This is a genomic window from Shimia sp. (assembly GCF_049116215.1).
GTDB lineage: Bacteria > Pseudomonadota > Alphaproteobacteria > Rhodobacterales > Rhodobacteraceae > Shimia.
Genome location: NZ_JAGDZB010000001.1, coordinates 729,298 through 752,005 on the forward strand (window position 1 = coordinate 729,298; position 22,708 = coordinate 752,005).

The following is a 22,708-nucleotide window of genomic DNA, read 5'->3' on the forward strand; positions in this document are numbered from 1 at the left end:
CGCAGAAATGCGCTTAATTTGCGCTCGATCATTGACTCTTTCTCATTGGCCCACTCAAATGGATTTATGACATTTGATCGACTCCCCGCTGTGACCATGGCGGCCTTCTCAAAAAGGCCCGGTCTTACGCAAGGGTTGGCAATGTCGATTTCCAGCATTCGGACCTAACTGATAACGGGCAGCTCAAGCCCGTGGTCCGACATGTCATCGAAAAGGAGACAGGATGCGCTATCAGATTACCGGAAAACACATCGACGTTGGTGATGCTCTGCAAACTCACGTGAAAACGGAGTTGGGCAGTGTGCTCGAGAAATATGCGGGCCGACCTACCGACGCGACGATCACGTTCTCCAAACACGCGCACGAATATGTCTGCGAGGCCACTGTGCATCTGTCCACCGGGCTAACCGCACAGGCCAAAGCACATGAAACTGAAATTTACGCCGCTTTCGACAGTTGTGCGGAAAAAATGGACAAACAGCTGCGCCGCTACAAGCGCCGCTTGAAAGATCACCACAAGGAACGTCAGGATCCGGTTGAACTTTTCGGCGCTTCCTCGTATATCCTCGCGCCTGAAGCTGAAGAACATGAAGCCGAGCCTGAGCTGCAGCCAGTCATCGTTGCCGAGATGGAGACCAAGATCCCATCCCTGAGCGTTGGCGAAGCCGTGATGCAGATGGAACTTGCGGGATCGCCGGTGCTGGTCTTCAAGAACGAAGGTAAAGACGGATTAAATGTGGTCTATCGCCGTGAAGACGGCAATATTGGCTGGATCGATCCGCAAGCATAAGTGAGTAAGCGCAGAAAGCGCACTCCGGAGATACAGGCCCTATGGACCTTTCTACGATCCTCAAGCCTGAGGCGGTACGTGTTGTCACAGCCGCCTCAAGCAAAAAGCGTTTGTTGCAAGAATTTGGCGACCTCGCGGAGTCAGCCTACGGGCTGACCGCGCCGACTGTTGTTGAAGCCCTGATTGAACGCGAAACCCTTGGCCCCACAGGCGTGGGCCACGGGGTTGCCTTGCCGCACGCCCGTTTTCAAGGATTACAAAGCGTCGTAGGCGCCTTTATTCTTTTGGAAAAGCCGGTTGATTTCAACGCGGTGGACCGCCAACCCATCGACATCGCCTTTGCGCTGTTTGCGCCGGAGGAAGCTGGGGTTGAACACCTGAAAGCCTTGGCAAAAGTCTCGCGCCACCTGCGCGAGGCGTCGATCTGTGCCAAGCTGCGCGCCAACCCGGACGCCGCCACCTTGTTCACGATCCTGACGGAAAGCGACAAGGTTCAGGCCGCCTAAGCCAACCGATAAGTGAGACTTTCAACGCGCCGCAGCCCCGCTGACGGCGCGTACTTACTTCCAGCTCTCAAATCCAAAAGCGATATAGTCCCGCTTGTAGATATCCTCACAGAGCTTCTCAATCTCTGCGTCATAGATGTCTGCAAGTGCCACCGGATGCCCCGGATCAACACCTTCAGGATCAGGCGCGTCCACGCGCCCCACCTGCATCGCCAGAGCTGGCAAATAGCTCATCATCTCATCTTCGCGCACAATCATATCCGGCAAGGCCAAGTCACCGAATCCCTGCATCGCTGTGGCCTGACTGACCCAATGTGCATCCTGCCGCAGGCTGGTTTGCCCGGCGAGATTCGCCCTCACGAACCCTAAGAACGCCACAAACCCGGCGCGGTGCTCCTCTGCGGTATACCCCGCCCCTGGCGGGTCTTTTGGCAAAGGCATCTTGTAGACACGACGCAGCGTTTTGCGGATCTGCTTATAGACGCCGCTCTCCGCTGCCAGAATGCACTCACAGAAGGCCGCATGCGCCCGCACCACCGGATGCCGGATCACGGTAAAGCTGCGGTGCCCCTTATGGGCTTTTTTCCACTGGCGCAGACTTTTTTGGCTGAAATTCCGGATCAACCCGTCGGTCTCAATACGGTCCAGCTTCGCCATCCATTGGGTGACCACGTCCTGCGGTCCGGATCGTATCGGCAGATACAACAGCGGCGCGGCCGCACAGGCAACATAGCTGGGCACAGCCGCCCCGCGACGCGGTTCAAAGTTCGGCGTGCGGTTAAGGTTAAACCTGTCCAAATCAGCCAGCGCCAGCGTCACTTCGCCAAAATTGGACACCTTCTCCGACAGGGGGCTTGGGTTCTGTCGCTTGAGCTTCTGGTTCAAGCCCTCAAGCTCTTCCTCATGCCCCAGAAAGCGCGCCAGACCATTCATCACCTGAATGTCCTGCAGATCCTCATAAGCCACATAAAACGCCGTCTGTCCGCTCAATTGCAGCGCCCGCATCAACGACACCTGGAAGTCCTGCAAATCCTCTACGTGGCGCCGGAACTCAAGTCCGTCAAATTTGACTGTGCTGTCACGTCGGCGACGCACATCAGTCAATTTCCACTGGCCGGTTTCCTGAGCAATTTTCCAACTCACGTAGCTGTCCAAAGGGTTGCGCGTCAGCACAATCTTGGCACAGCGCGGATCCTCCAGCATCGTGTTGAGGACACGGGGTTCGTGATCGTGGAAATAGCGAAACCCAGACAACACCTCGTTCGATTTCACCGCATCAATCATGACCTGCGGGTCATCGGTGCGTTGCTCAAGCGTCACCCCAAGACTGTCATCTTTGTTGGGGTATCCAATAAAGTGGGGGTTGAACACTTCGCCCAGACAACTCAGCCCCTCAAACTCGTTGATATTGGCTTCCAGAAAGTTGGACCCGGTCCGCATTTCGGCAAAGACCACAAAGTAATCAAAGGGATTGATCATAATATATTACTGCACCAAATAGGGTTTCCGTGGCGGTTTCTTCTGATCCGCCTCACCTTGAGATACTGGGAAATCACCCATCAGGTAAGGGTGCATACCTTGGTTTTTCAGGTTTTGCAGGAACTGACCAAAACCGGTCAAATCCGTCATTGTCGGCGCCTCAGCCAAGCGGCGTGCCTTTTCCGGGCCAATCTCGTCAATAATGGTCTGCAACGGCTCCATCGGGGCTTCAATGAACTCCGCCAAAGTCCAAATGCGCACCCGCGCCTTGGCATAGGGGCTGCGCAGCGCAAACAACTGGTCATTTTCCAGTTTCTGAAGCCGCGCGGCCTCTTTTCGAATATCCGCAAAATTCAGGTTCGACTTAAACAACGGGATCGCCCAAGCGCCACTAATCACCGACACCTGCGCGTTGGGGTCTTTGGCAAAGAACCACACCGGCGCCCCTTCGTCACGCGGCCCCACCTGGAAACACTGGCGTTCACCGCGTGTGTTCCAGATCAAGCTGGCCAAAAAGGCAATCGAGTTGTAGTCGCGATTCTTGGGCGCGTCACTCAACGCCCCATTGATCACTTTCTGCCCACCTTCAAACTCCGCACCTTCCGGGGAAAACAAGTGCCCATGCACCCGCGCACCAGTCGCGCGCGCCAACCATGGTTCAAAGTCTTCAAAAAGCTGCGTGAACCCCTGAAAGACGGAATATCGCCCAAAGGTCATGCCGTTTTCCCAACCTTCATTGGGAAACCGGCTCTGCATATAAAGGCCCGTGCGCCCTTTGGTGCGGCGCTCCACCGCTTTGGCAAAAATCCGGTCAATCTTCGCCGGATTGGGCTCGCTCATTTTGATCGCCCCCTCAGGGCTGCGCAAAAATCCGTTATAAAGCTTGTTGGCACGCGGCCAGATCTTACGGGCAACAAAGCAATCCGAGCGCCGCAAGAGCTGCAAATGATCGTCGTAAAAAATATGCGGTTTGCCTTGGAAATCGAATTTCGACAGCGTCAGAGAGCGGCTCTCGATATTGCTTGAGTACAACCGTGACAGGGTCTGGAAATAGCTCTCATCGGGAATCCACACCCGTTTGAAATACTTATCAAAGGTCTCCCGGTCTGGGTCCTGCAAAATCGCCGACAACGTCTGGCGTGTCAGGCACCACCACTGGCTGCCCATATGTGGCACAACCCCATTGGGGATCTTGCGTTTCACCCGCAAGAAGCGCTGGATATCCACCCATTTGTCAAACAGGAAGCGGTGCTTCTTCCAGGAGAACGGGAAGTGCAGCGTGAACCGTTCCGCATCCAAACCGCCCACGGTCCAGGGCACATCCGCCGTGGTCGCACTCTCGATGAAGTCCGTACGTGGCCGCGCCGCCAAATAGTCTTTGAGCTCCTGAACCGGGCGCAATGGCAGGCACGATCCTGATGAGAGGTAAATGTGGCGCACCTCCGGGAACTCGGCCAGCATGGTCTCCCCTGCGGCTTGGCTGGCCGCGACCAACCCCCAATCGCCCCACTCACATTTGTGCCGCTTGCAAAAGCGCACATCCGGCACGTCTTCCAACGCTTTCACAAACTTCTTATGGACCTTCGGCTTCACCGAGGCATCCACATGAATCACCACCGGACAGCCATATTTGGTCCAGTGTCGCGCCACTTGTTCCGCCCGGTCAAACGCGGTGTGCACCAACATGAGAATGCCCACACTCATGCCCAGTTCCCCTTGGACATGAGCCCCAAAATCTCAAGCTGGCGCCAGTTGATGTATTTCTCGCTCCACTTGCACCACAGCTCCGGCGCATCGCGCAGCCGCTCGGCATAAGCCTTGTATTCGACACTGGCAGAGTAGTGCTGATTGCGCTCCAACTCCTCTTCCGCCTTGGCGGTAAACGTGTCCAAAAATTTTGCGTGCAGCAGCAAGCCAGACGCCTTCTCCCCACCCCACTCATCGTAGACTTGGTTCAAACCACGCGGCAGCAGCATATGGGTCGAGCTGGCATAACAATAGCGCCGGTTCCATTTCACCAGCGGGATCTTGTTCAACGCGGGCGCCAATTCCGGTTCATTTGGAAAAAACACCCGAGACCGAGGCCCACCTTGAATCCAAAGGTTTCCGTACTGCGGATTTTTGGTCATCGTGTAATTGCCCGCATCAAACCAGCAGGCAATCTCCATAGGATCCTGCCCCGCCTGATACGGCTGCTCGGTGATTGGTCCACGCGGATACATATCCAGCAACATCGCGCTGAACGACTTGATCGAACTCGCATCCAGCCAATCGGTCAACGCCCGAATCGGGCGCGTGTCACAGAACGGGTAGATAAAAAACTCATCGGGATCGACGGTCAGACACCAATGATTGTGCCCATAGCGGAACTGCAACCAGTTGAGCCAATCCACGCCAAACTTGGACTTCTTATAGCTCTTGCGGGTGTGCCACACCGACACATCCGGCTGTTCCATCAGATACTCCAGCGAGCCGTCATCGCTGTCGTTGTCCACGATCAGGAAATGGTTGATACCCTTATTGCGATAGTAGTCGAGGAAATACGGCAGCCGAACATGCTCATTGCGCAGGGTGGAAAATGCCAACAAGTCCGACGACTTGATCTGCGCAGTGCGGTCCACCATGCTACGCAACTCACGCCGCTTACGGATGGCGCGCGCAAGGCGATGCCGGCGTCTGATCCGAAGCCGATATGATTGCAGCGCGCTCACCCCTGTCTCAACCTTTCCTATTCTCTGAAGGTCCGACCACAGGATCTATCACGTGACCCTTAAGACCGTGTTGAAATGCGCCTCCCACGTAGGGGGAGAAAAGCGTGCTTCTGGTCCCGATCCGGACTCCTGTGCCACCGCCTGCGCCGTCGCCAGAGACCTGATTATTGTTTCCCATAGATAAACATCTGAAACGCTTGCGTAAATGGGATAATCCCCAAGAATTTCCCGTAAAACAGGGAGGGTATTGGCCACCACCGGCACGCCCATCGCCGCCGCCTCCACCGGCGGCAAGCCAAACCCTTCCGCATGGCTCGGGAACAGCAAGCCAGCCGCTCCCGCAACAAGAGCACGCAGCTCAACATCATCTAAATCGTTAAATTCCAACATAAACTTGTCTCTCAACGGGATTGATTCGAGACGCTCCAGAGCCTCTCGACTTTCCCAACCGCGCCGTCCTGCAATCACCAGACGCGGGACATCAGATGCAGGCCACCGCTCCACAAGCCCTTCCCAAAGATCCAACAGGAAGCCGATGTTTTTGCGCGGCTCAATTGTACCCACATGCAAAAAATATGGCGCTTCAATCTTTGGGCCGGCGTCATTGTTCTCGTTTTCGAAAAAATCGACCTCCACCCCAAGGTGCGCAACCTCAACGGGAGGCACAGGCCCCAAGGGCGACATGTGGCGGGCGATATCTGCGGCCGACACATGCGAATTGGTCAGGATCAAATCCGCATAACTGGCACAGCGCTTCAAAATGGACGCCAGCTTTTCAACAGATCGCGGCGTCTGATACTGCGGGTGGTCCAGCGGGATGGTGTCATGCAAAAACACCGTAATCTTGCCGCCCTTAATGCCCTTCACGGCTTGTGCCACGCGGGTGGTGAATGTGGTCTGATCGACGTTGATGTAAACGCAGCCCTCGGGCAAATGCCGCCGGAAAATACGCGCCAACGCCCCCGGGCGCGCCCGCGCCATGGCCACCTGTCGCGCCAGCGTGTCCGGCACCCGCCGTGGGCTGCCTGCACGGTGCCGCATGCGGGAGACCAGATCCGGTTCCGGCCACCGCCGCCGGCCCTCGATCGCGTCCAGACAGGCTTGCATACCAGCCCGATCCAACAGCACATAGCCCAGTCCGGTGCGCACCAGGCCAAAGCACGGCACACCATCTGCCAACAGCGCGCGCAGATAGGCCAGGCACACCCGGTCCACACCAGACGGCCGCCGCCCGGCAAGAGCCAGCACGCGTGTCATTTCCAGAAGTCGAGCGGGGGGATTACTTGTCGTAATGCCCGGTCTGATGCCATCTCCATGCATCGGCAATCATCAGGTCCATCTTGGAGCGTTTCGGCTCCCACCCTAGCTCTTTCTCCGCCCGTGTCGAGCCGGAGACCAGCTTTGTGCAATCGCCAGGCCGTCTCGGCCCTTCATTGTAAGGCACCTCGCGATTCGTCACCGCACGCGACTGGTCAATCACCTCACGCACAGAGAACCCGGTGCCCGTGCCTAGATTGAACACGCGGCTACCATGCCCATCCACAAGACGCTTAAGCCCCAACACATGCGCATCCACCAGATCGCAGACATGCACATAGTCGCGAATGCAGGTGCCATCCGGCGTGTCGTAATCGGTGCCAAAAATCGTCAGTGCATCGCGCTTGCCGTCAATCGCATCTAACATCAACGGGATCAGATGGGTTTCCGGTTGGTGGAACTCACCCACTTCGGCCTCCGGGTCCGCCCCCGCCACATTGAAGTACCGGAAGACCACAGAATGCAGCCCGTGGGCGGCATCAAAGTCACGCAACATGTCCTCAATGGCCCGTTTGGACGCGCCATAGGCGTTGATCGGCAATTGTTCGACACTCTCATCAAGCGTCACATTGTCATGGTCGCCGTAGGTCGCACAGGTGGAGGAAAACACAAAGTTGCGCACGCCGGCATCCACCGTCGCCTCAATCAGATTCAGCGAGCCCTGCACGTTGTTGCGCCAGTATTTGCCCGGCTCCTTCATGCTTTCGCCAACCTGGGACAGCGCCGCAAAATGCATCACAGCAACCGGTTCATATTTGGCAAACACCGCGTCCAGCTGCCCCCGGTCAAGTAAGTCTCCCTGCTCAAACGGGCCAAACTTCACCGCATCTTCCCACCCGGTCACGAGATTGTCGAAAGTGACAGGAATAAAACCTGCGTTGGCCAAAGCTTTACATGCGTGCGAGCCAATATAGCCCGCGCCGCCAGTGACGATTACGTGGTTCACAATCGTAGTCCTTTCAGGGAGTCTTATTCGGCCGCGCGACGCGCCACGATCAGCTCTTCAAGATACTGGGACAGCTCGTCACGCAAATCATCCCGCTCCAGCGCAAAGGCCACGGTCGCTTGCAGGAAGCCTGCCTTGGAGCCGCAGTCGTAACGCTGCCCTTGGAAGCGATAGCCAAACACGTTTTCACCTTTGGCAATCTCGGTGGCAATCGCGTCGGTCAGCTGGATCTCACCGCCCGCGCCTTCACCCTGTCCTTTGAGGTTGGTGAAGATGTCTGGTGTCAGAATATAACGGCCAATCACCGCCAGATTGGACGGCTCGGTCCCTGGTGCAGGTTTTTCCACCATGCCTTTAACGGAAACCATCGACCCCATATCTTCTTTCACATCCAGCACACCATAAGAGGAGGCTTTTGCCGGCGGCACTTCCATCGCCGCAACCATGCAGCCACCGGTTTCCTGATACGCATCCACCATCTGCTTGAGACAGGAGGTTTCACCGGCAATCACATCATCCGGCAGGATCACCGCAAATGGCTCATCCGCCACCAAACGGCTGGCACAGGCCACCGCATGGCCAAGCCCCATGGCCCTGTGCTGGCGAATATAAGCAATAGCGCCGCTTTCCATATTGGTGGCTTCCACAGCTTCCAACAGCTCGGTCTTGCCTTTCTCGCGCAGGGTTTGCTCCAATTGCGGCGCACAATCAAAGTAATCCTCCAGCGCGCCTTTACCGCGCGAGGTTACAAAGATGAATTCCTTGATGCCCGCCTCACGGGCCTCATCAATCGCGTATTGGATCAACGGACGATCCACCAATGTCATGATTTCCTTGGGTACCGATTTTGTCGCCGGCAGAAAACGGGTGCCCAAACCTGCTACAGGAAAAATGGCCTTAGTAACTTTACGCTGCATACGTCGCTCTTTCTGGTCACTGTGCATTGGCGCCACAACATCCGACACCAATCAACAAATTATCGTTTAGATGATAAAATTTCTGTTTCAAATTGTTTGTTGCGATAACACGATTTCGCATTCATTTCTATACCAACAAAAGCAAGTTTTTCGAGTCATGTTTGCGTCGGTCTTTTAATACCCAACACTCCGAACTGCATCAGTTAAATGTGTTTGAGATGGCAAACATCGACCCAACCAGGGCAATCGCCGCTTGGGCTGGCTTCACCGCCGACTCGCTGGCGATGACGATATCCGCTGGCTGTACCTGAAAGTTCTTCGCCCCAAACAACTCATCCGCTTTGGTTAAATCAAACTGAAAAATAACATGTTCAGACCCCGGTCCCGTGCCGTCTTGGCGGACGGCTGTCTTGGGATACTCGCGCAAAATAAACAGCGCCTGAGGGTTTGCACGTGCATCGTTCAAGCCCCCCAAAAGCGAGACGGCCTCCATAGCTGTGATATGCTCTTGATGAAAGTAGACCAGTTCTTCTTTGGTGGTGGAGCCCACGGCAATGAAATACCGCTTCTCTTCCTCAACAATCACATGATCTCCACCGCGCATAATCACATTCTTGGCGGGGTCTTTTAGCAGGCTGTCCAGTGGGATCTCATAAGACTTTCCCTGCCGTTGCAAACGCACCAGCGGGTTCTCGATATTTGGACTTACCCCCCCGGACTGTGCGATCACCGACAAAATCGACACATTGCGGTCTGACAAAGGCAACCGGCTCGGTGTCTCAACGCCGGTGACAACATCCACAGAGTTCGAAGGGCCGGGCGTCACGTCGATCTGCACCTGTGCGGAAGGTGCGATCGGGGTCATCTGGCTCTGAATTTTTTCGCGCGCCTGATACGGCGTCAACCCCGCCACCATAATGTCGTTCACGTAAGGCACAAAGATCGTGCCCGCTTCAGTGACCTCCACCGGCCGCAACGGAACAGATCGGTCTGCCGGGCCCAACAACAACGAGTTTTCCTGATTGTCCCAAACCGTCAATGTGACCAGATCCCCGGTCTGAATAAGCCGGCTTTTCGGGCCTGGCGTGCGCGCAAACCAATGGTAATGGCCATGCCAACCGGTTTCCGGCCACTTGCCAATTTGGGACACGTTCTGTCGGGTAACTTCTGTAACTTGGATATCTTCCGGGGTTGCGGACTCTCCAACAACTTCTGACGCAATCGGCCCGCCACGCGGCAATGCACACGCAGCGATGGTAAGCATGGCCAGCACCAAAACTGCCTTTAAACCCAAGTGCCCCATAACTTGCCTCATAAAATTTTCCACTCTTTTAGAACCGGTTTCCGCACAAAAACAAGCACCGATGGTTAACTTTTACCAAGACTGTGTCCTGTCCGACTCCTTTAAGAGCCAGTTACGGCGGCAACGCGTTGTGCTGTGCGCAAGGCCAAAACGCCTGCGTTTTGTGCACGCTCGACACCGGGCGCGGCAGTTATTAACAAAAACGCTAGAAACCAATTCAAATTTTCCAAAACCTGTAATATAAACGATCTGTGCCTGCCTCAACACGGCACTGCCAAACGACCCACTACAAATACTCTCCGGGAAGAACTCCCACATTTTTGAGCGAAGTCTCAAGACGTATTTTTAGACGATCTTATTTGACCCGATTTGTGAGCAAACATTATGCTTTTCAAAGTCCTATCCAATCTGACGCATTTTCAGAAGGCGTGCGTGCTTCTGCTCGTCGACCTGTCAGCCGTTGCGCTCGCGCTCTGTCTGGCCTTTTCCAACACCTCCGAATCGACATCTTGGACAACCGTTGCGTGGTATCTACCGATTGTGCTCGCTGTTGCAGCCATTGCCCTGCATGGCCTTGGCCTCAATCGAGTAAAACTAAACACTTTTGGCATGGACGAAGTTGCCAAAGTGGTGGTGGTTGCCGTTGTTGTATCCGGCATTGGTTACGGTGTGACCAAAGTTTTTGGCCCGTCGTATCTCACCGTCGAAACCATGATCGAGTTTGGCGCATTGTTTGCCTTTCTTTCGGTTGGCAGCCGCTTTCTCATGTTGCGCATCGTGGAGCGGATCTACGCCGCCCAAATGCCGCGCAAACAGGTGCTTATCTATGGCGCCGGGCAAACCGGTCAGCAAATGGCCGCCGCCCTGCAGACCGATGACGAGTTCAAAGCCTTCGGCTTTGTTGACGATGATCCAGGCCTCTGCAAACTCACCATTCTGGGCCTGAAAGTGCACTCACCAAAGCGCATCGCCTCTATCGTGCGGCGCAACCGGATTGACCGTGTTGTGCTCGCCATGCCCTCCGCCAACCAAGCGGTCCGGCTGCGGATTGGCAAACGGCTGTCTGGGTTGGACTGCGAAGTGCTGGCCCTGCCCTCCTTTGCCGACATCGTTTTGCGCGGCGAAGAGGTCACCGCTGCAGCGCCTATCAAGCTCGACAGCCTGCTCGGGCGTGATGCAGTAGAAAATGAGCTGCCTCAAACCGAAAGCACTTACCGAGACCATCGGATCCTCGTGACGGGCGCCGGTGGGTCCATTGGCGGCGAACTCTGTCGCCAAATTGCCCGCTGCCGACCCAAAGAATTGGTCCTGGTCGATCACAGCGAATTTGCGCTCTACAAAGTCGCAAATGAGCTGAAACAGGAAAACCCAGGTCTTCGCATGACCGCCGTTTTGGGCAGCATCGAACACCCGGAGCTTATGCGCGAAACCTTGATGAAGCATCAGATCGAGGTGGTGTTCCACGCCGCGGCTTACAAACACGTGAATCTGGTCGAAGCCAACGCCTTTGAAGGCGTGCGCAACAACGTGATTGGCACCCGCGTGCTGGCCGAAGAGGCGCGTCTGGCACGCGTGGATCGTTTCATCTTGGTCTCCACTGACAAAGCTGTGCGCCCGTCGTCCATGATGGGCAGCACCAAGCGCATGGCGGAACTTGTCATCCAGGATCTCGCCAAACGGTCTGAGCACACCAAATTTTCCATGGTGCGCTTTGGCAATGTTCTGGGCTCTTCGGGCTCGGTGATCCCTCTGTTCCAAAAACAAATCCGCGATCTCGGCCCCGTGACCGTGACCCACCGCCACGTCACCCGTTTCTTTATGACCATCGACGAAGCTGTGCGTCTGGTGCTTCTGACCGGCAGCTTCTCTCGCGGTGGCGATGTGTTTGTGTTGGACATGGGCGAACCTGTGTCGATCTATGACATGGCCCGCAAGATGATTGAGGCCGCAGGCCATTCGATTCGCGATGAAGACAACCCCGGCGGCGACATTGCCATCAGCTTCACAGGGCTGCAAACCGGCGAGAAAATGCACGAAGAGCTGCTCATCGGCAGCGATATGTTGACCACGCCACACCCCAAGATCATGCGGGCGCAGGAGAAAATGCTTTCCGAGCTGCAAATTGCCAGCGCGCTGCAGGATCTCCGACGTGCCATCGAGGCCCGCGACCTCCCCCTGCTGACCGCCACGCTGCAACGCTACGTGGAAAACGAAGAAACCGAAGTTGCGGCACTCACACCGCCCAAGGCTCCGGCTCTCTCCGTTGTAGGCGAATCCTAAGCGCCCTCAAACGCTGTAGTACTCGCGATACCACGCCACAAATTTCGCAACGCCCTCTTCCACGGGTGTTTGCGGAATGGTGCCGGTCAATTGCTCCAGTAAACTTGCATCCGCCCAAGTCGCCGGAACATCGCCCGGCTGCATGTCCATGAAGTTTTTCTTGGCCTCTTGGCCCAGTGCGGCCTCAATGGCGGCCACGTACTTCATCAACTGAACCGGCTGGCCATTGCCAATATTGACCACCCGCCATGGTGCAACTGGGCTCAGGCTATCGCCGGAGCGCGCCACATCGCGTGCCTCCTCCGCTTCCGGAACAGCCTCAATCAGGTTCACAATGCCGGTCACCAGATCATCAATATAAGTAAAATCCCGGCTCATATCGCCGTGGTTATAGATGTCGATTGGGCTGCCTTCCAAAATCGCCTTGGTGAATTTGAACAGCGCCATGTCCGGCCGCCCCCATGGACCATAAACCGTGAAGAACCGGAACATTGTGGTCGGCAGATGATAGAGGTGCGCATAGGAATGCGCCATGACCTCATTGGCCTTCTTGGTGGCCGCGTAAAACGACATCTGATTGTCCGTCTTATGGGTCTCGGCATACGGCATTTCGGTGTTGGCGCCATAAGCCGAACTGGTGGACGCCAGCAACATATGCTGCGGCGGATAGGCCCGTGCGGCCTCCAGCAACTCAAACGTGCCCACAAGGTTGGCCTCAACATAGGAGCGCGGCGCATCAATCGAGTAGCGCACCCCGGCCTGCGCTGCGAGGTGGATCACCACATCCGGTTTGTGCTCGGCAAACAGCCCCATCAACACGCCATCACCTTCCAGCCGATCTTCCACAGCGGTGAACAGCCCGCTCTGTTTCAAGATCGCATGACGCCGCTCTTTTAAGGTCACATCGTAATAGTCGGTTATCGCGTCGAGCCCGACAACCTTCCAGCCCTCCTGCAACAGGCGCTCTGCGGTGTGAAAGCCGATGAACCCAGCGGTGCCTGTCACCAAGGCGGTGCGTTGTTGATCCTGCGTCATGATCTGCTCCGTTTCTGAGCTTGTTGTTTTGTCTGCAATCGTTTGGGAAGCAGTGTCTCTGACAAAAGCCGCTGCGCTGCAACCCGTTGAAATTCCTGCTTTAGACGTGCGCCATAGCCGCCAATGCGAAACAGGGACTGCCGCCGCTCGGACCGGCCAAACAGCCCGCCACGTTGCAGCCAGAACCCAACTGGGTCAAACCGCACCGAATGAAACACGCCCGTACGTGAAAAGATAAACACAGAGGGGGATTTTCCGTCCTGCACGGCCTGCTTGGCCTCGCGCAAAATTGCCTTGCGCCGCCAATAGCGCCCAAAAAGCATCACCTGCGGGCCAGTCTTTACCTCCAACGGCGCAAAGCCCTCCGCCGCCCGTGTCAGCTCCGGCGTCTGGCCCAGCACGCGGGTCAGCCCATCGGCATAGCCCTGCTGCAGACCGCGCATCAATCGGCGCACATCACCCGGCATGATGTGACCCGCCACCATATGGCTTAGCAACCGCCGCCGCTGCCCCTGACAGAATGATTTCCACACCGCATCCCGCTGTCCTACCGGACAATGCTTGCGCAAGAACACCGCTTTGCTGGCGCCAATTTCGCTCAGATCCCGCGGCACCCTGGCCGCTGTGCGCTGTTGGTTCTCCGCAAACCCATGATGCACTTCGGCCCGCGGCACAATTGCGGTCTTGTACCCCGCTGCCGCCAGCCGCAGGTTCAAATCGGTTTCATCCAGATAGTAGTGAAACGCCGGATCAAATCCACCCAGCTCTGCCAACACCTCGCGCCGAAACGCCATATTGGTGCCTTCGGTCTTGATCGCCCGTTCCGCATTAGGGGTCAGAACCACCGGATCATCACCTTTGATCTCAAACGGCAGGCCGACGCCTGTGCCATCGACACTCTGCGCTTGCCACTGAAAACTGATCCCATTGCGCCCGCGCACATATCCGCCTGCTGCCGCCACTTCTGGCTTGCCAAACGGCGCCGCCAGATGGTGCAACCAACCGGTTTCCGGCACCGCATCGTCATCGATAAACGCAACCACTTCGCCCGCCGCATTGGCAATGCCACGGTTACGCGCCGCCGAAATATTGGGGGTTTCGTATTCCACCGTTTTGAGCTGATCGCCAAACGGCAAGTCCTTGGCCGCCGCCAATCCAGCAGCATCTGCCACCACCACAACCTCAAACGCCGGATAGCGCAGCTGTGAAATGCCCAGCAAAGCGCGTTTGAGCGCCGCCGGGCGCCGCCGGCTCACCACCACCACACTTATGGTAGGTTGTCCGGCGGGCGGCATCATGCGGTGCCCATCTGCGCCATCATCGCCTCAATGCGTGGTACATCTTCGGGGTTGTTCAACTCCCAGAACTGCCGCCCGCGCGCTTCAACTTCCACACAGAGCACCTGGCGTCCCTGCTCCATGAAGCGCAACTGCTCTAGCCCTTCCAGCTGCTCCAACGGTCCGGCGTCCCAACGCGGATAGGCGCCCAGCGCAGACGGCCGGTAGGCATAAACCCCAACGTGGTGGAACACCGGTGTGTCGTCTTCATCGGCAAAGGTGGCATCGGTAAACGGCACCACCTCTTTGGAAAAATAGAGCGCGTGACGATCTTTGGAAAACACCGCTGTGGTCCCGCCAACACGCCCGGCCTTTCGGTCTTCCAAAAAGCCGTTCAGCGCCCGCCCGTCGCAGCGCAACACCGGCGTTGCCACCTCCGCCACCGGATCCCGACGCAGCCCCGCGACCAGGTCTTCCACAAACCATGCCGGTGTTAGTGGCGCATCACCCTGCAGGTTCACCACAATCTCATGACCGCCACCCAAAACGTCAAACGCCTCAGCGCAGCGTTCGGTGCCGTTGGCGCAGTCCGGCGAGGTCATCACCACCGCTGCGCCAAAGGCTTCGCTTGCCACCTTGATGCGATCATCATCCGTCGCCACAACCACACGATCCACGCCTTTCACCGCACAGGCCGCTTCCCAACTGCGCCGGATCAGGCTTTTGACCTCTCCGGTTGCGCCTTTGAGTTCCGCCAGCGGCTTGCCGGGATAACGTGTGGACGCATAACGCGCCGGAATGACGATCAAGACAGACATCAGGCTTCTTTCAGCTCCACTTTCGGGGCGTAAGCAATGAAGAACGGGTTGGCAAAATCCTCTTTGCCGTACTTCAAGGGCGTGTGGTCATCAAAGCGTACAACGTCCCCGCCAGCGCCCAAAAGCACCGCATGACCCGCAGCTGTGTCCCACTCCATAGTACGACCCACACGCGGATAGACATCCGCCTCACCGGTGGCCACCAGACAGAATTTCAAAGACGAACCCGCGCTCTTCAGATCTTTGACGTTGTATTTATTGATGTAGTCATCTGTCGCCTGATCGCGGTGCGACTTGGACGCCACCACATAAAGCGCGCTGTTGTCGCTGTCCGCCACGTTGATCGCTTTCACGTCGCCCACAGTGTTCGGATCAAACGCGCCGGTCTCTTCCACCGCTTGGCCGTCGGCTTGCGTGAAGAACATCCGCTCCCGCGCCGGTGCATAGACCACCCCACGCTGCGGCACGCCGTTTTCCACATAGGCGATATTCACGGTAAAATCGCCGCGACGGTGGATGAACTCTTTGGTGCCGTCCAGCGGATCAACGATCAGAAATGTTTCGCCTTTCGCTGTGTGGCTCTCCGCCTGTTCTTCCGTCACCAACATCACGTCGGGAAAAGCAGCCCGCAAGCCAGCTGAAATCAGCGCATCTGCCGCCTCATCCGCCGCCGTCACCGGGCTGTCGTCGCTTTTGACATTCACGTCAAAGTCATCCGCCTGATAAATCTTCATAATCTCAGCACCAGCCTCAATGGCCAGCTTACGAATAACCGGAATCAAAGTGTCGTAATTCAATGGATTTCTCCTAAAAGGCATTTGTTGTTTATTTCCGTCGCGCCCCTTATGCTCCCTGCGTAACAGAACGGCAAGATTTCCCTGTCATCCTAAGGGCCCTCCGCAACCGGCACAGGCAATGTTTCAGCAATCCGCACCTAAAACGACCTTCGCGTCGGCGCTCAACATCGCCGAACTGATCTACCACGCCATTGTCCGAAGCGTGCGCAAAAGCCATGGCAACGCGTTGATGTCGATTGTGATGAACATGCTGCAAACCGTGATCTTTGTGATGGCGTTTTACGTGATGTTTTCTGTGCTCGGTCTGCGCGGCGCAGCCTTGCGGGGCGACTTCCTCATCTACATCATGTCCGGCGTTTTCCTGTTTATGACCCACACCAAAACCATGGGCTCTGTGGTCAACTCCGAAGGTCCGTCGTCCCCGATGATGAAACATGCGCCGATGAACACCATCATCGCCATTTTGTCGGCCGCGCTCGGCACGCTTTACATTCAAGTGCTGTCTTTGGCCGCGATCCTGTTTGTCTATCACGTCGCCTTTACGCCGTTTGAAATCGATCAACCTGTACCGACTTTTGGCATGTTGCTGGTGGCCTGGTTCACGGGCCTCGCCATCGGCACGGTTTTTCTAGCCCTCAAGCCCTGGTTCCCGACCTTTGTGGGCATCGCCAACACCATCTACGCCCGCGCCAATATGATTGCCTCTGGCAAAATGTTTGTCGCCAACACCCTGCCGCCATTCATGCTGGCCATGTTTGACTGGAACCCGCTGTTTCACTGCATCGATCAGGCCCGCGGCTTTGCCTTTATCAACTACTTCCCCCGCAACTCCTCCATCGAGTATCCGATCATCGTTGGCGTGGTGCTGCTGATGGTGGGGCTGATGGGCGAATTCTACACCCGCAAACACGCGTCTCTGTCGTGGAGCGCGCGTCGATGATCCGCTGGGTGGCCATTTTCATCTTGTGGCCCATCGCGCTTTTGGCCAATCCCTTGCCCGCGCTGCATGACGTCACCGACGTGGCCGCAAATGATGTGCTCAACGTCCGTGCCGCGCCCAATGGCTCCGCAGAAATCCGCGGCACGCTGGCCCCAAATGCTCAAGACATTGAGGTCACCGCCACCAACGAGACCGGCACTTGGGGGCGCATCAATCTAGGCGAATCCGCTGGCTGGGTCTCGATGCGCTACCTTGAACGCCACGAAGACAATCCTGATTACGCCCTCGCACACGCGTTGACCTGTTTTGGCACTGAACCCTTTTGGTCCGCTGAGATCACTCAGGGGCAGGGGGTGACCGTCAAAACACCTGAAACCACTGTCGACATCCCCGGCGCTGGCCTTCTCAATCCGGCCAGCGGAAGAAACGACCTGTTTGCCATGGGTTTTGCAGACTCATCGGCGCAGGTCCGCCGCGCAGAATGCAACGACGGCATGTCAGACCGGTCGTTTGGCTTGCAAATTGGCCTTTTCTTGCACCACGATCACAGCGCGACACTCTATTCAGGATGTTGCTCAATCAGCATGCACTGAACACATTGACTGAGCGCCTTTGACCTAAGCCAAATCCGCCACCACCCGCAGTGTGATGTTGATCCGTCCGTTCCCGGGCAACAGCGACGAACTGCCAAAGCGAATGCGATCCACCCCGTGATACGCCAGCCGTGCATCACCGCCCATCACCACCACATCACCGGAATTGAGCCAGACTGACTGCGTCTTGCCGCCGCGCTCAACGCCGCCCACGCGAAACAACCCATCATCGCCGAGGCTCACCGACACCACCGGAAACGAGAAGTCTCCCTCGTCATTGTCCTGATGTAACCCCATCCGTGCGTTCTCGCCGTAGAAATTGATCAGACAACAATCCGGCTCACGCGCCAAATTGGTTATGTTTTGCCACAGGCTGAGCAAACTCTCGGGGACTGCAGGCCAATCCATTCCGTCTGGATGTTGTGCCTCATAGCGATAGCCACGCCTGTCGCTGATCCACCCCAACCGCCCCGCGCTGGTCATCTTCACACTCATCTGCTTGCCGCCGCGAGTCACCGGATGACGCATTGGGGCCGCCTGTGCCACGGCGCGCAAATCCGCGACCATCGCGGCCTGCTCTTTGGCAGTCAACTGCGCTTTGAAGATCTCAAAACCGGCAATTTTTAAGGGTTCGGTCACTTTTCACCGCCTCATATCTAAAATGCAGCATAATTTGTAGCGAATCCGCCACAATCCCCCAACCGAGACGCTTGCAGCACAAATTCATGCTCCCTATATACGCTCCGAAGCGCATACCGGCACACCGTCGGAATGCAACTGGATCGAGGCTTGGATGCCACAACGGGTCCGACCTTGAAAATCGCCTTACGTGAAAGGGATCAAATATGAGCAAAGTTATTGGTATCGATCTCGGTACAACAAACTCCTGCGTAGCCATCATGGATGGTTCCCAGCCAAAAGTGATTGAAAACGCCGAAGGCGCGCGCACCACGCCGTCCATCGTCGCTTTCACCGACGACGAACGTCTCGTCGGCCAGCCGGCCAAGCGCCAGGCTGTCACCAACCCTGAAAACACCGTTTTTGGTGTGAAACGCCTGATCGGCCGTCGTCGCGACGACGCAGCCCTGGCCAAAGATCTGAAGAACATGCCGTTCTCCGTGGTCAACGGCGGCAACGGCGACGCATGGGTCGAAGCCAAGGGTGAGAAATACTCCCCATCGCAACTGTCCGCTTTCATTCTTGGTAAGATGAAAGAAACCGCAGAGTCCTATCTCGGCGAAGACGTGACCCAGGCGGTCATCACCGTCCCTGCCTACTTCAACGACGCTCAGCGCCAGGCGACCAAAGACGCCGGCAAAATCGCTGGTCTCGAAGTGCTGCGCATCATCAACGAGCCAACCGCAGCCGCTCTGGCCTACGGTCTGGACAAAGAAGACACCCAAACCATCGCGGTCTATGACCTCGGCGGCGGTACCTTCGACGTGACCATCCTGGAAATCGACGACGGCCTGTTTGAAGTGAAGTCCACCAACGGTGACACCTTCCTCGGTGGTGAAGACTTCGACATGCGCATCGTGAACTACCTCGCGGAGCAGTTCAAAAAAGAGCACAACGTCGATCTGACCAAAGACAAAATGGCTCTGCAGCGCCTGAAAGAAGCCGCTGAGAAAGCCAAAATCGAACTGTCCTCCGCCAGCCAGACCGAGATCAACCAGCCGTTTATCTCCATGGATCCGGCCACCGGCACCCCGCTGCACATGGTCATCAAGCTGACCCGTGCAAAGCTGGAAAGCCTGGTCAACGACCTGATCAAAGCGTCGTTGAAGCCTTGCGCCGCCGCTCTGAAAGACGCTGGCCTGTCTGCCAACGAGATCGACGAAGTGGTTCTCGTGGGTGGTATGACTCGCATGCCAAAAGTCATCGCGGAAGTGACCAAATTCTTCGGCAAGGAGCCGCACAAAGGTGTGAACCCTGACGAAGTTGTGGCCATGGGCGCCGCCATTCAGGCCGGTGTTCTGCAGGGTGACGTGAAAGACGTGGTTCTGCTGGACGTGACCCCACTGTCCCTGGGTATCGAAACCCTCGGCGGCGTGTTCACCCGTCTGATCGACCGCAACACCACGATCCCGACCAAAAAGTCTCAGGTCTTCTCCACCGCCGAAGACAACCAGAACGCCGTGACCATCCGTGTGTTCCAGGGTGAGCGCGAAATGGCTGCGGACAACAAGATCCTCGGCCAGTTCAACCTCGAAGACATCCCGCCTGCCCCACGTGGCATGCCTCAGATCGAAGTGACCTTTGACATCGACGCCAACGGCATCGTGTCTGTGGGCGCGGCGGACAAAGGCACCGGCAAAGAGCAGAAGATCACCATTCAGGCATCTGGTGGCCTGTCTGACGCGGACATCGAAAAGATGGTTCAGGACGCGGAAGACAACGCTGAAGCGGACAAAGATCGTCGCGAGATGATCGAAGCCCGCAACCAGGCCGAAAGCCTCGTGCACGACACCGAGAAGCAGGTGGCGGAGCATGGCGACAAAGTGGACCCATCCACTGTCGAAGCCATCGAGCTGGCTGTGGCCGCGCTGAAAGACGAGCTGGAAAACGAAGACGTGACTGCTGAGAAGCTGAAGTCCGGCATCCAAAACGTCATGGAAGTAGCCATGCGTCTGGGTGAAGCGATCTACAAGAACGCTCAGGAAGAAGCCGGTGAAGAAGCGCCAGACATGGACGCCGGTCCAGCGGCCGACGATGACATCGTTGACGCTGACTTCGAAGACCTGGACGACAACAAGCGCTAATCACAGCGTAACGGACCTGAAAATCGGGCCGGTCCGACTTCCGGATCGGCCCTTTTCAGTCCGGCCAAAGGAGTACCCCCATGGCAAAACGTGACTTCTACGAGGTGCTTGGCGTCAGCAAAGGGGCCTCGGCAGACGAAATCAAAAAAGGCTATCGCAAGAAAGCCAAAGAACTACATCCGGACCGCAATGCGGACAATCCGGACGCCGAAGCACAGTTCAAAGAGGCCAATGAGGCCCACGAAATCCTCAAAGACGCTGAGAAAAAAGCGGCCTATGACCGTTACGGCCACGCCGCCTTTGACGGCAGCATGGGCGGCGGCGGCGGACAACGCGGCGGCCATCCCGGCGGCGATTTCTCTTCTGCTTTCTCAGACGTGTTTGACGACCTGTTTGGCGACTTCATGGGTGGCGGTGGCGGTCAACGCGGCGGCGGACGCCAACGCGCCTCTCGTGGTGCCGACCTGCGCTACAACCTGCGTGCGTCGCTCGAAGAGGCCTTCAGCGGCCTGCAAAAGACCATCAACGTGCCAACATCCGTCGGCTGTGACAGCTGCTCAGGCTCCGGTGCCGAAGGTGGCGCGGAACCCGCCACCTGCCCAACCTGCTCCGGCATGGGCAAGGTCCGCGCGCAACAAGGCTTCTTCACCGTGGAACGCACCTGCCCGACCTGTTCGGGTCTGGGGCAGATCATCAAGAACCCCTGTAAAGCCTGTGGCGGTCAGGGTCGCGTTGAAAAAGATCGCGCCTTGTCGGTGAACATCCCGGCAGGCGTGGAAACCGGCACCCGCATTCGTCTTGCGGGCGAAGGCGAAGCTGGCATGCGTGGTGGCCCCTCCGGCGACCTCTACATCTTCATCGAGGTCAGCCCGCATAAGATCTTTGAGCGCGACGGCGTAAACCTGTACTGCCGCGTGCCGGTCTCCATGTCCAGCGCCGCGCTGGGTGGCGACATCGAAGTGCCCACCATCGACGGTGGCCGCTCGCGTGTGAAGATCCCGGCGGGCTCGCAGTCCGGCCGTCAGATGCGCCTGCGCTCCAAAGGCATGCCTGCCCTGCGTGGCGGCGGCTCTGGTGACATGATGATCGAGCTGGCGGTGGAAACCCCGGTGAACCTCACAAGCCGCCAGAAAGAGCTTCTGCGCGAGTTCGAAGAGTTGTCTTCCGACAACAACCCGGAAAGCAGCAGCTTCTTCAGCTCCGTGAAAGGCTTCTGGGACAGCATGAAGGGCTGAGCGCTGCCAGGAAACGGGCGGCGTCCGGCACCTACTACGTACAAAAAAGAAAAGAGCGCCACTGCGGCGCTCTTTTTTGTTTCTGGTGTTTCAGATCTTACTCAATAATCGGCGCCATGGTGAATACCGCGATGTGAATATCCCCCGGCTGCACACCTGGCAGCGTTTGCTGGAAAATCCCCTGCATCGCGCCAACCGCATACATGGCCGACAGTAGCCGGTCGATCAGCAGGCGGAAGTCCGTATCGCCGCGCGCCATCGCCAGCCCGTGTTTCTCCACCGTCAGCAGGTTGTTGCTCACCTTGATAGTGTCGCGCTTCGGACTGTTGAGCCACAAGGTCGCCAGAATGGACTGATCGCCAAAATACGCATCGATCTCTCCGTTTTCCATCGCGGTCATCGCAGCGGCGTGGTCGTTGAACCGCACCACTTCGGCAAAGGTTGCGGTTGAGGCCAACGTGTTGTTCAGCGCGGTCTCCGTGGTGCTCTCGCGGCGCACCCCAAGTTTCTTTCCAGCCAGATCGGCAAAATTTTCTGATCCATTGGCTGGCAACATCACCGTGGTGCCATCGGCAAAGGTCGGGATCGAAAAATCTACAATCGCGCGGCGGCCCAGCGTGATGGACGACGCGCCACACAACAGGTCAATTTCCCCGGCGGCCACTTTCTCAAACTGGTCCTGCATGCCCACCGGCACAAACTCGACATCAAGGTTGGGAATCTGGAGGGCAGTCAGGACGCCCTGCGCCAGCTCCGCACAGACCATCGGCGTGTAGCCAGCCGGGCTGCCGTCTTCGGTCTGAAACGACAGCGGTGCCGCGTCCAACCGGTAGCCAAGTTTCAAAGTTCCGGTCTCTTTGATCCGGTCAATGGTCTGCGCCTGCGCGGCGCCGGCCAAAATCAAACCGGCCAGTAGGGGCATCAAAAATCGTTTCATCATCTATCCTGCCAAACATTCATTTTTGTTGCCTTCACAATCTCAGGTTCACAATGACACCACAA

The 22,708-nt window shown here is 57.0% G+C and carries 20 protein-coding genes; 7 read left to right on the forward strand and 13 right to left on the reverse strand.

Features of this window, described 5'->3' with window-relative positions:
- The first annotated feature begins 223 nt into the window (after positions 1-223).
- Complete coding sequence (gene hpf / locus JXR15_RS03480) at positions 224-790, forward strand: ribosome hibernation-promoting factor, HPF/YfiA family (RefSeq protein ID WP_299422577.1); 567 nt, start codon at positions 224-226, stop codon at positions 788-790.
- Between the two features lie 41 nt (positions 791-831).
- A complete protein-coding gene (locus JXR15_RS03485; protein WP_422051840.1) occupies positions 832-1,296 on the forward strand; it encodes a PTS sugar transporter subunit IIA in 465 nt (154 codons plus the stop codon).
- Between the two features lie 54 nt (positions 1,297-1,350).
- Here the strand turns inward: JXR15_RS03485 and JXR15_RS03490 are convergent, their stop codons facing one another.
- The 7 genes from JXR15_RS03490 to JXR15_RS03520 form a co-directional block, all read right to left on the reverse strand.
- Positions 1,351-2,775, reverse strand: a complete 1,425-nt coding sequence (locus tag JXR15_RS03490; RefSeq protein WP_422051841.1) for a nodulation protein NodH — start codon at positions 2,773-2,775, stop codon at positions 1,351-1,353.
- Positions 2,776-2,781: 6 nt separating this feature from the next.
- Positions 2,782-4,479 (reverse strand): beta-1,6-N-acetylglucosaminyltransferase, encoded by a 1,698-nt coding sequence (locus JXR15_RS03495; protein ID WP_422051842.1) that lies wholly within the window; start codon positions 4,477-4,479, stop codon positions 2,782-2,784.
- Entirely contained in the window at positions 4,476-5,486 is a 1,011-nt protein-coding gene (locus JXR15_RS03500; protein ID WP_299422566.1) for a glycosyltransferase family 2 protein, read from the reverse strand. The genes JXR15_RS03495 and JXR15_RS03500 overlap by 4 nt, the downstream gene beginning before the upstream one ends.
- Before the next feature lie 48 nt (positions 5,487-5,534).
- Entirely contained in the window at positions 5,535-6,743 is a 1,209-nt protein-coding gene (locus tag JXR15_RS03505; RefSeq protein ID WP_422051843.1) for a glycosyltransferase family 4 protein, read from the reverse strand.
- Between the two features lie 22 nt (positions 6,744-6,765).
- Positions 6,766-7,749, reverse strand: a complete 984-nt coding sequence (gene galE, locus JXR15_RS03510) for a UDP-glucose 4-epimerase GalE (protein WP_422051844.1) — start codon at positions 7,747-7,749, stop codon at positions 6,766-6,768.
- Positions 7,750-7,772: 23 nt separating this feature from the next.
- Positions 7,773-8,666 (reverse strand): UTP--glucose-1-phosphate uridylyltransferase GalU, encoded by an 894-nt coding sequence (gene galU, locus JXR15_RS03515; protein ID WP_422051845.1) that lies wholly within the window; start codon positions 8,664-8,666, stop codon positions 7,773-7,775.
- 199 nt (positions 8,667-8,865) lie between these two features.
- Positions 8,866-9,930 (reverse strand): polysaccharide biosynthesis/export family protein, encoded by a 1,065-nt coding sequence (locus JXR15_RS03520; protein WP_422051846.1) that lies wholly within the window; start codon positions 9,928-9,930, stop codon positions 8,866-8,868.
- 471 nt (positions 9,931-10,401) lie between these two features.
- Between JXR15_RS03520 and JXR15_RS03525 the strand changes: the two genes are divergently transcribed.
- Complete coding sequence (locus JXR15_RS03525; protein WP_422051847.1) at positions 10,402-12,249, forward strand: polysaccharide biosynthesis protein; 1,848 nt, start codon at positions 10,402-10,404, stop codon at positions 12,247-12,249.
- A gap of 6 nt (positions 12,250-12,255) precedes the next feature.
- Here the strand turns inward: JXR15_RS03525 and JXR15_RS03530 are convergent, their stop codons facing one another.
- From JXR15_RS03530 to cysQ, 4 genes are read right to left on the reverse strand one after another with little or no spacing between them, the layout of a single operon-like run.
- Positions 12,256-13,284: an SDR family NAD(P)-dependent oxidoreductase gene (locus JXR15_RS03530; RefSeq protein WP_422051848.1), complete on the reverse strand. Its 1,029-nt coding sequence runs from the start codon at positions 13,282-13,284 to the stop codon at positions 12,256-12,258.
- Positions 13,281-14,582 (reverse strand): glycosyltransferase family 2 protein, encoded by a 1,302-nt coding sequence (locus JXR15_RS03535; protein ID WP_422051849.1) that lies wholly within the window; start codon positions 14,580-14,582, stop codon positions 13,281-13,283. The genes JXR15_RS03530 and JXR15_RS03535 overlap by 4 nt, the downstream gene beginning before the upstream one ends.
- Positions 14,579-15,379 carry a 3-deoxy-manno-octulosonate cytidylyltransferase gene (locus tag JXR15_RS03540; RefSeq protein ID WP_422051850.1) on the reverse strand — a complete coding sequence of 267 codons (801 nt, stop codon included), beginning with the start codon at positions 15,377-15,379 and terminating at the stop codon, positions 14,579-14,581. The genes JXR15_RS03535 and JXR15_RS03540 overlap by 4 nt, the downstream gene beginning before the upstream one ends.
- The gene (cysQ, locus tag JXR15_RS03545; RefSeq protein WP_422051851.1) at positions 15,379-16,176 is read right to left on the reverse strand and encodes a 3'(2'),5'-bisphosphate nucleotidase CysQ; all 798 of its coding nucleotides are present in this window, start codon (positions 16,174-16,176) and stop codon (positions 15,379-15,381) included. Before cysQ ends, JXR15_RS03540 begins: the two co-directional genes overlap by 1 nt.
- A 118-nt stretch (positions 16,177-16,294) precedes the next feature.
- Between cysQ and JXR15_RS03550 the strand changes: the two genes are divergently transcribed.
- Both JXR15_RS03550 and JXR15_RS03555 read left to right on the forward strand, forming a co-directional pair.
- Positions 16,295-17,116: an ABC transporter permease gene (locus tag JXR15_RS03550; RefSeq protein WP_422051852.1), complete on the forward strand. Its 822-nt coding sequence runs from the start codon at positions 16,295-16,297 to the stop codon at positions 17,114-17,116.
- Positions 17,113-17,709: an SH3 domain-containing protein gene (locus tag JXR15_RS03555; RefSeq protein ID WP_422051853.1), complete on the forward strand. Its 597-nt coding sequence runs from the start codon at positions 17,113-17,115 to the stop codon at positions 17,707-17,709. The genes JXR15_RS03550 and JXR15_RS03555 overlap by 4 nt, the downstream gene beginning before the upstream one ends.
- Before the next feature lie 24 nt (positions 17,710-17,733).
- Here JXR15_RS03555 and JXR15_RS03560 read toward each other — a convergent pair whose 3' ends face one another.
- Entirely contained in the window at positions 17,734-18,348 is a 615-nt protein-coding gene (locus JXR15_RS03560; protein WP_422051854.1) for an alpha-ketoglutarate-dependent dioxygenase AlkB family protein, read from the reverse strand.
- 206 nt (positions 18,349-18,554) lie between these two features.
- On the opposite strand from JXR15_RS03560, the gene dnaK reads away from it, so the two are divergent.
- The gene (gene dnaK, locus JXR15_RS03565) at positions 18,555-20,471 is read left to right on the forward strand and encodes a molecular chaperone DnaK (protein WP_422051855.1); all 1,917 of its coding nucleotides are present in this window, start codon (positions 18,555-18,557) and stop codon (positions 20,469-20,471) included.
- 80 nt (positions 20,472-20,551) lie between these two features.
- Positions 20,552-21,706, forward strand: coding sequence for a molecular chaperone DnaJ (gene dnaJ, locus JXR15_RS03570; RefSeq protein ID WP_422051856.1), 1,155 nt, complete (start codon positions 20,552-20,554; stop codon positions 21,704-21,706).
- 97 nt (positions 21,707-21,803) lie between these two features.
- On the opposite strand, the gene JXR15_RS03575 is transcribed toward dnaJ, so the two are convergent.
- Positions 21,804-22,643, reverse strand: a complete 840-nt coding sequence (locus JXR15_RS03575; RefSeq protein ID WP_422051857.1) for an amino acid ABC transporter substrate-binding protein — start codon at positions 22,641-22,643, stop codon at positions 21,804-21,806.
- Positions 22,644-22,708 lie beyond the last annotated feature (65 nt).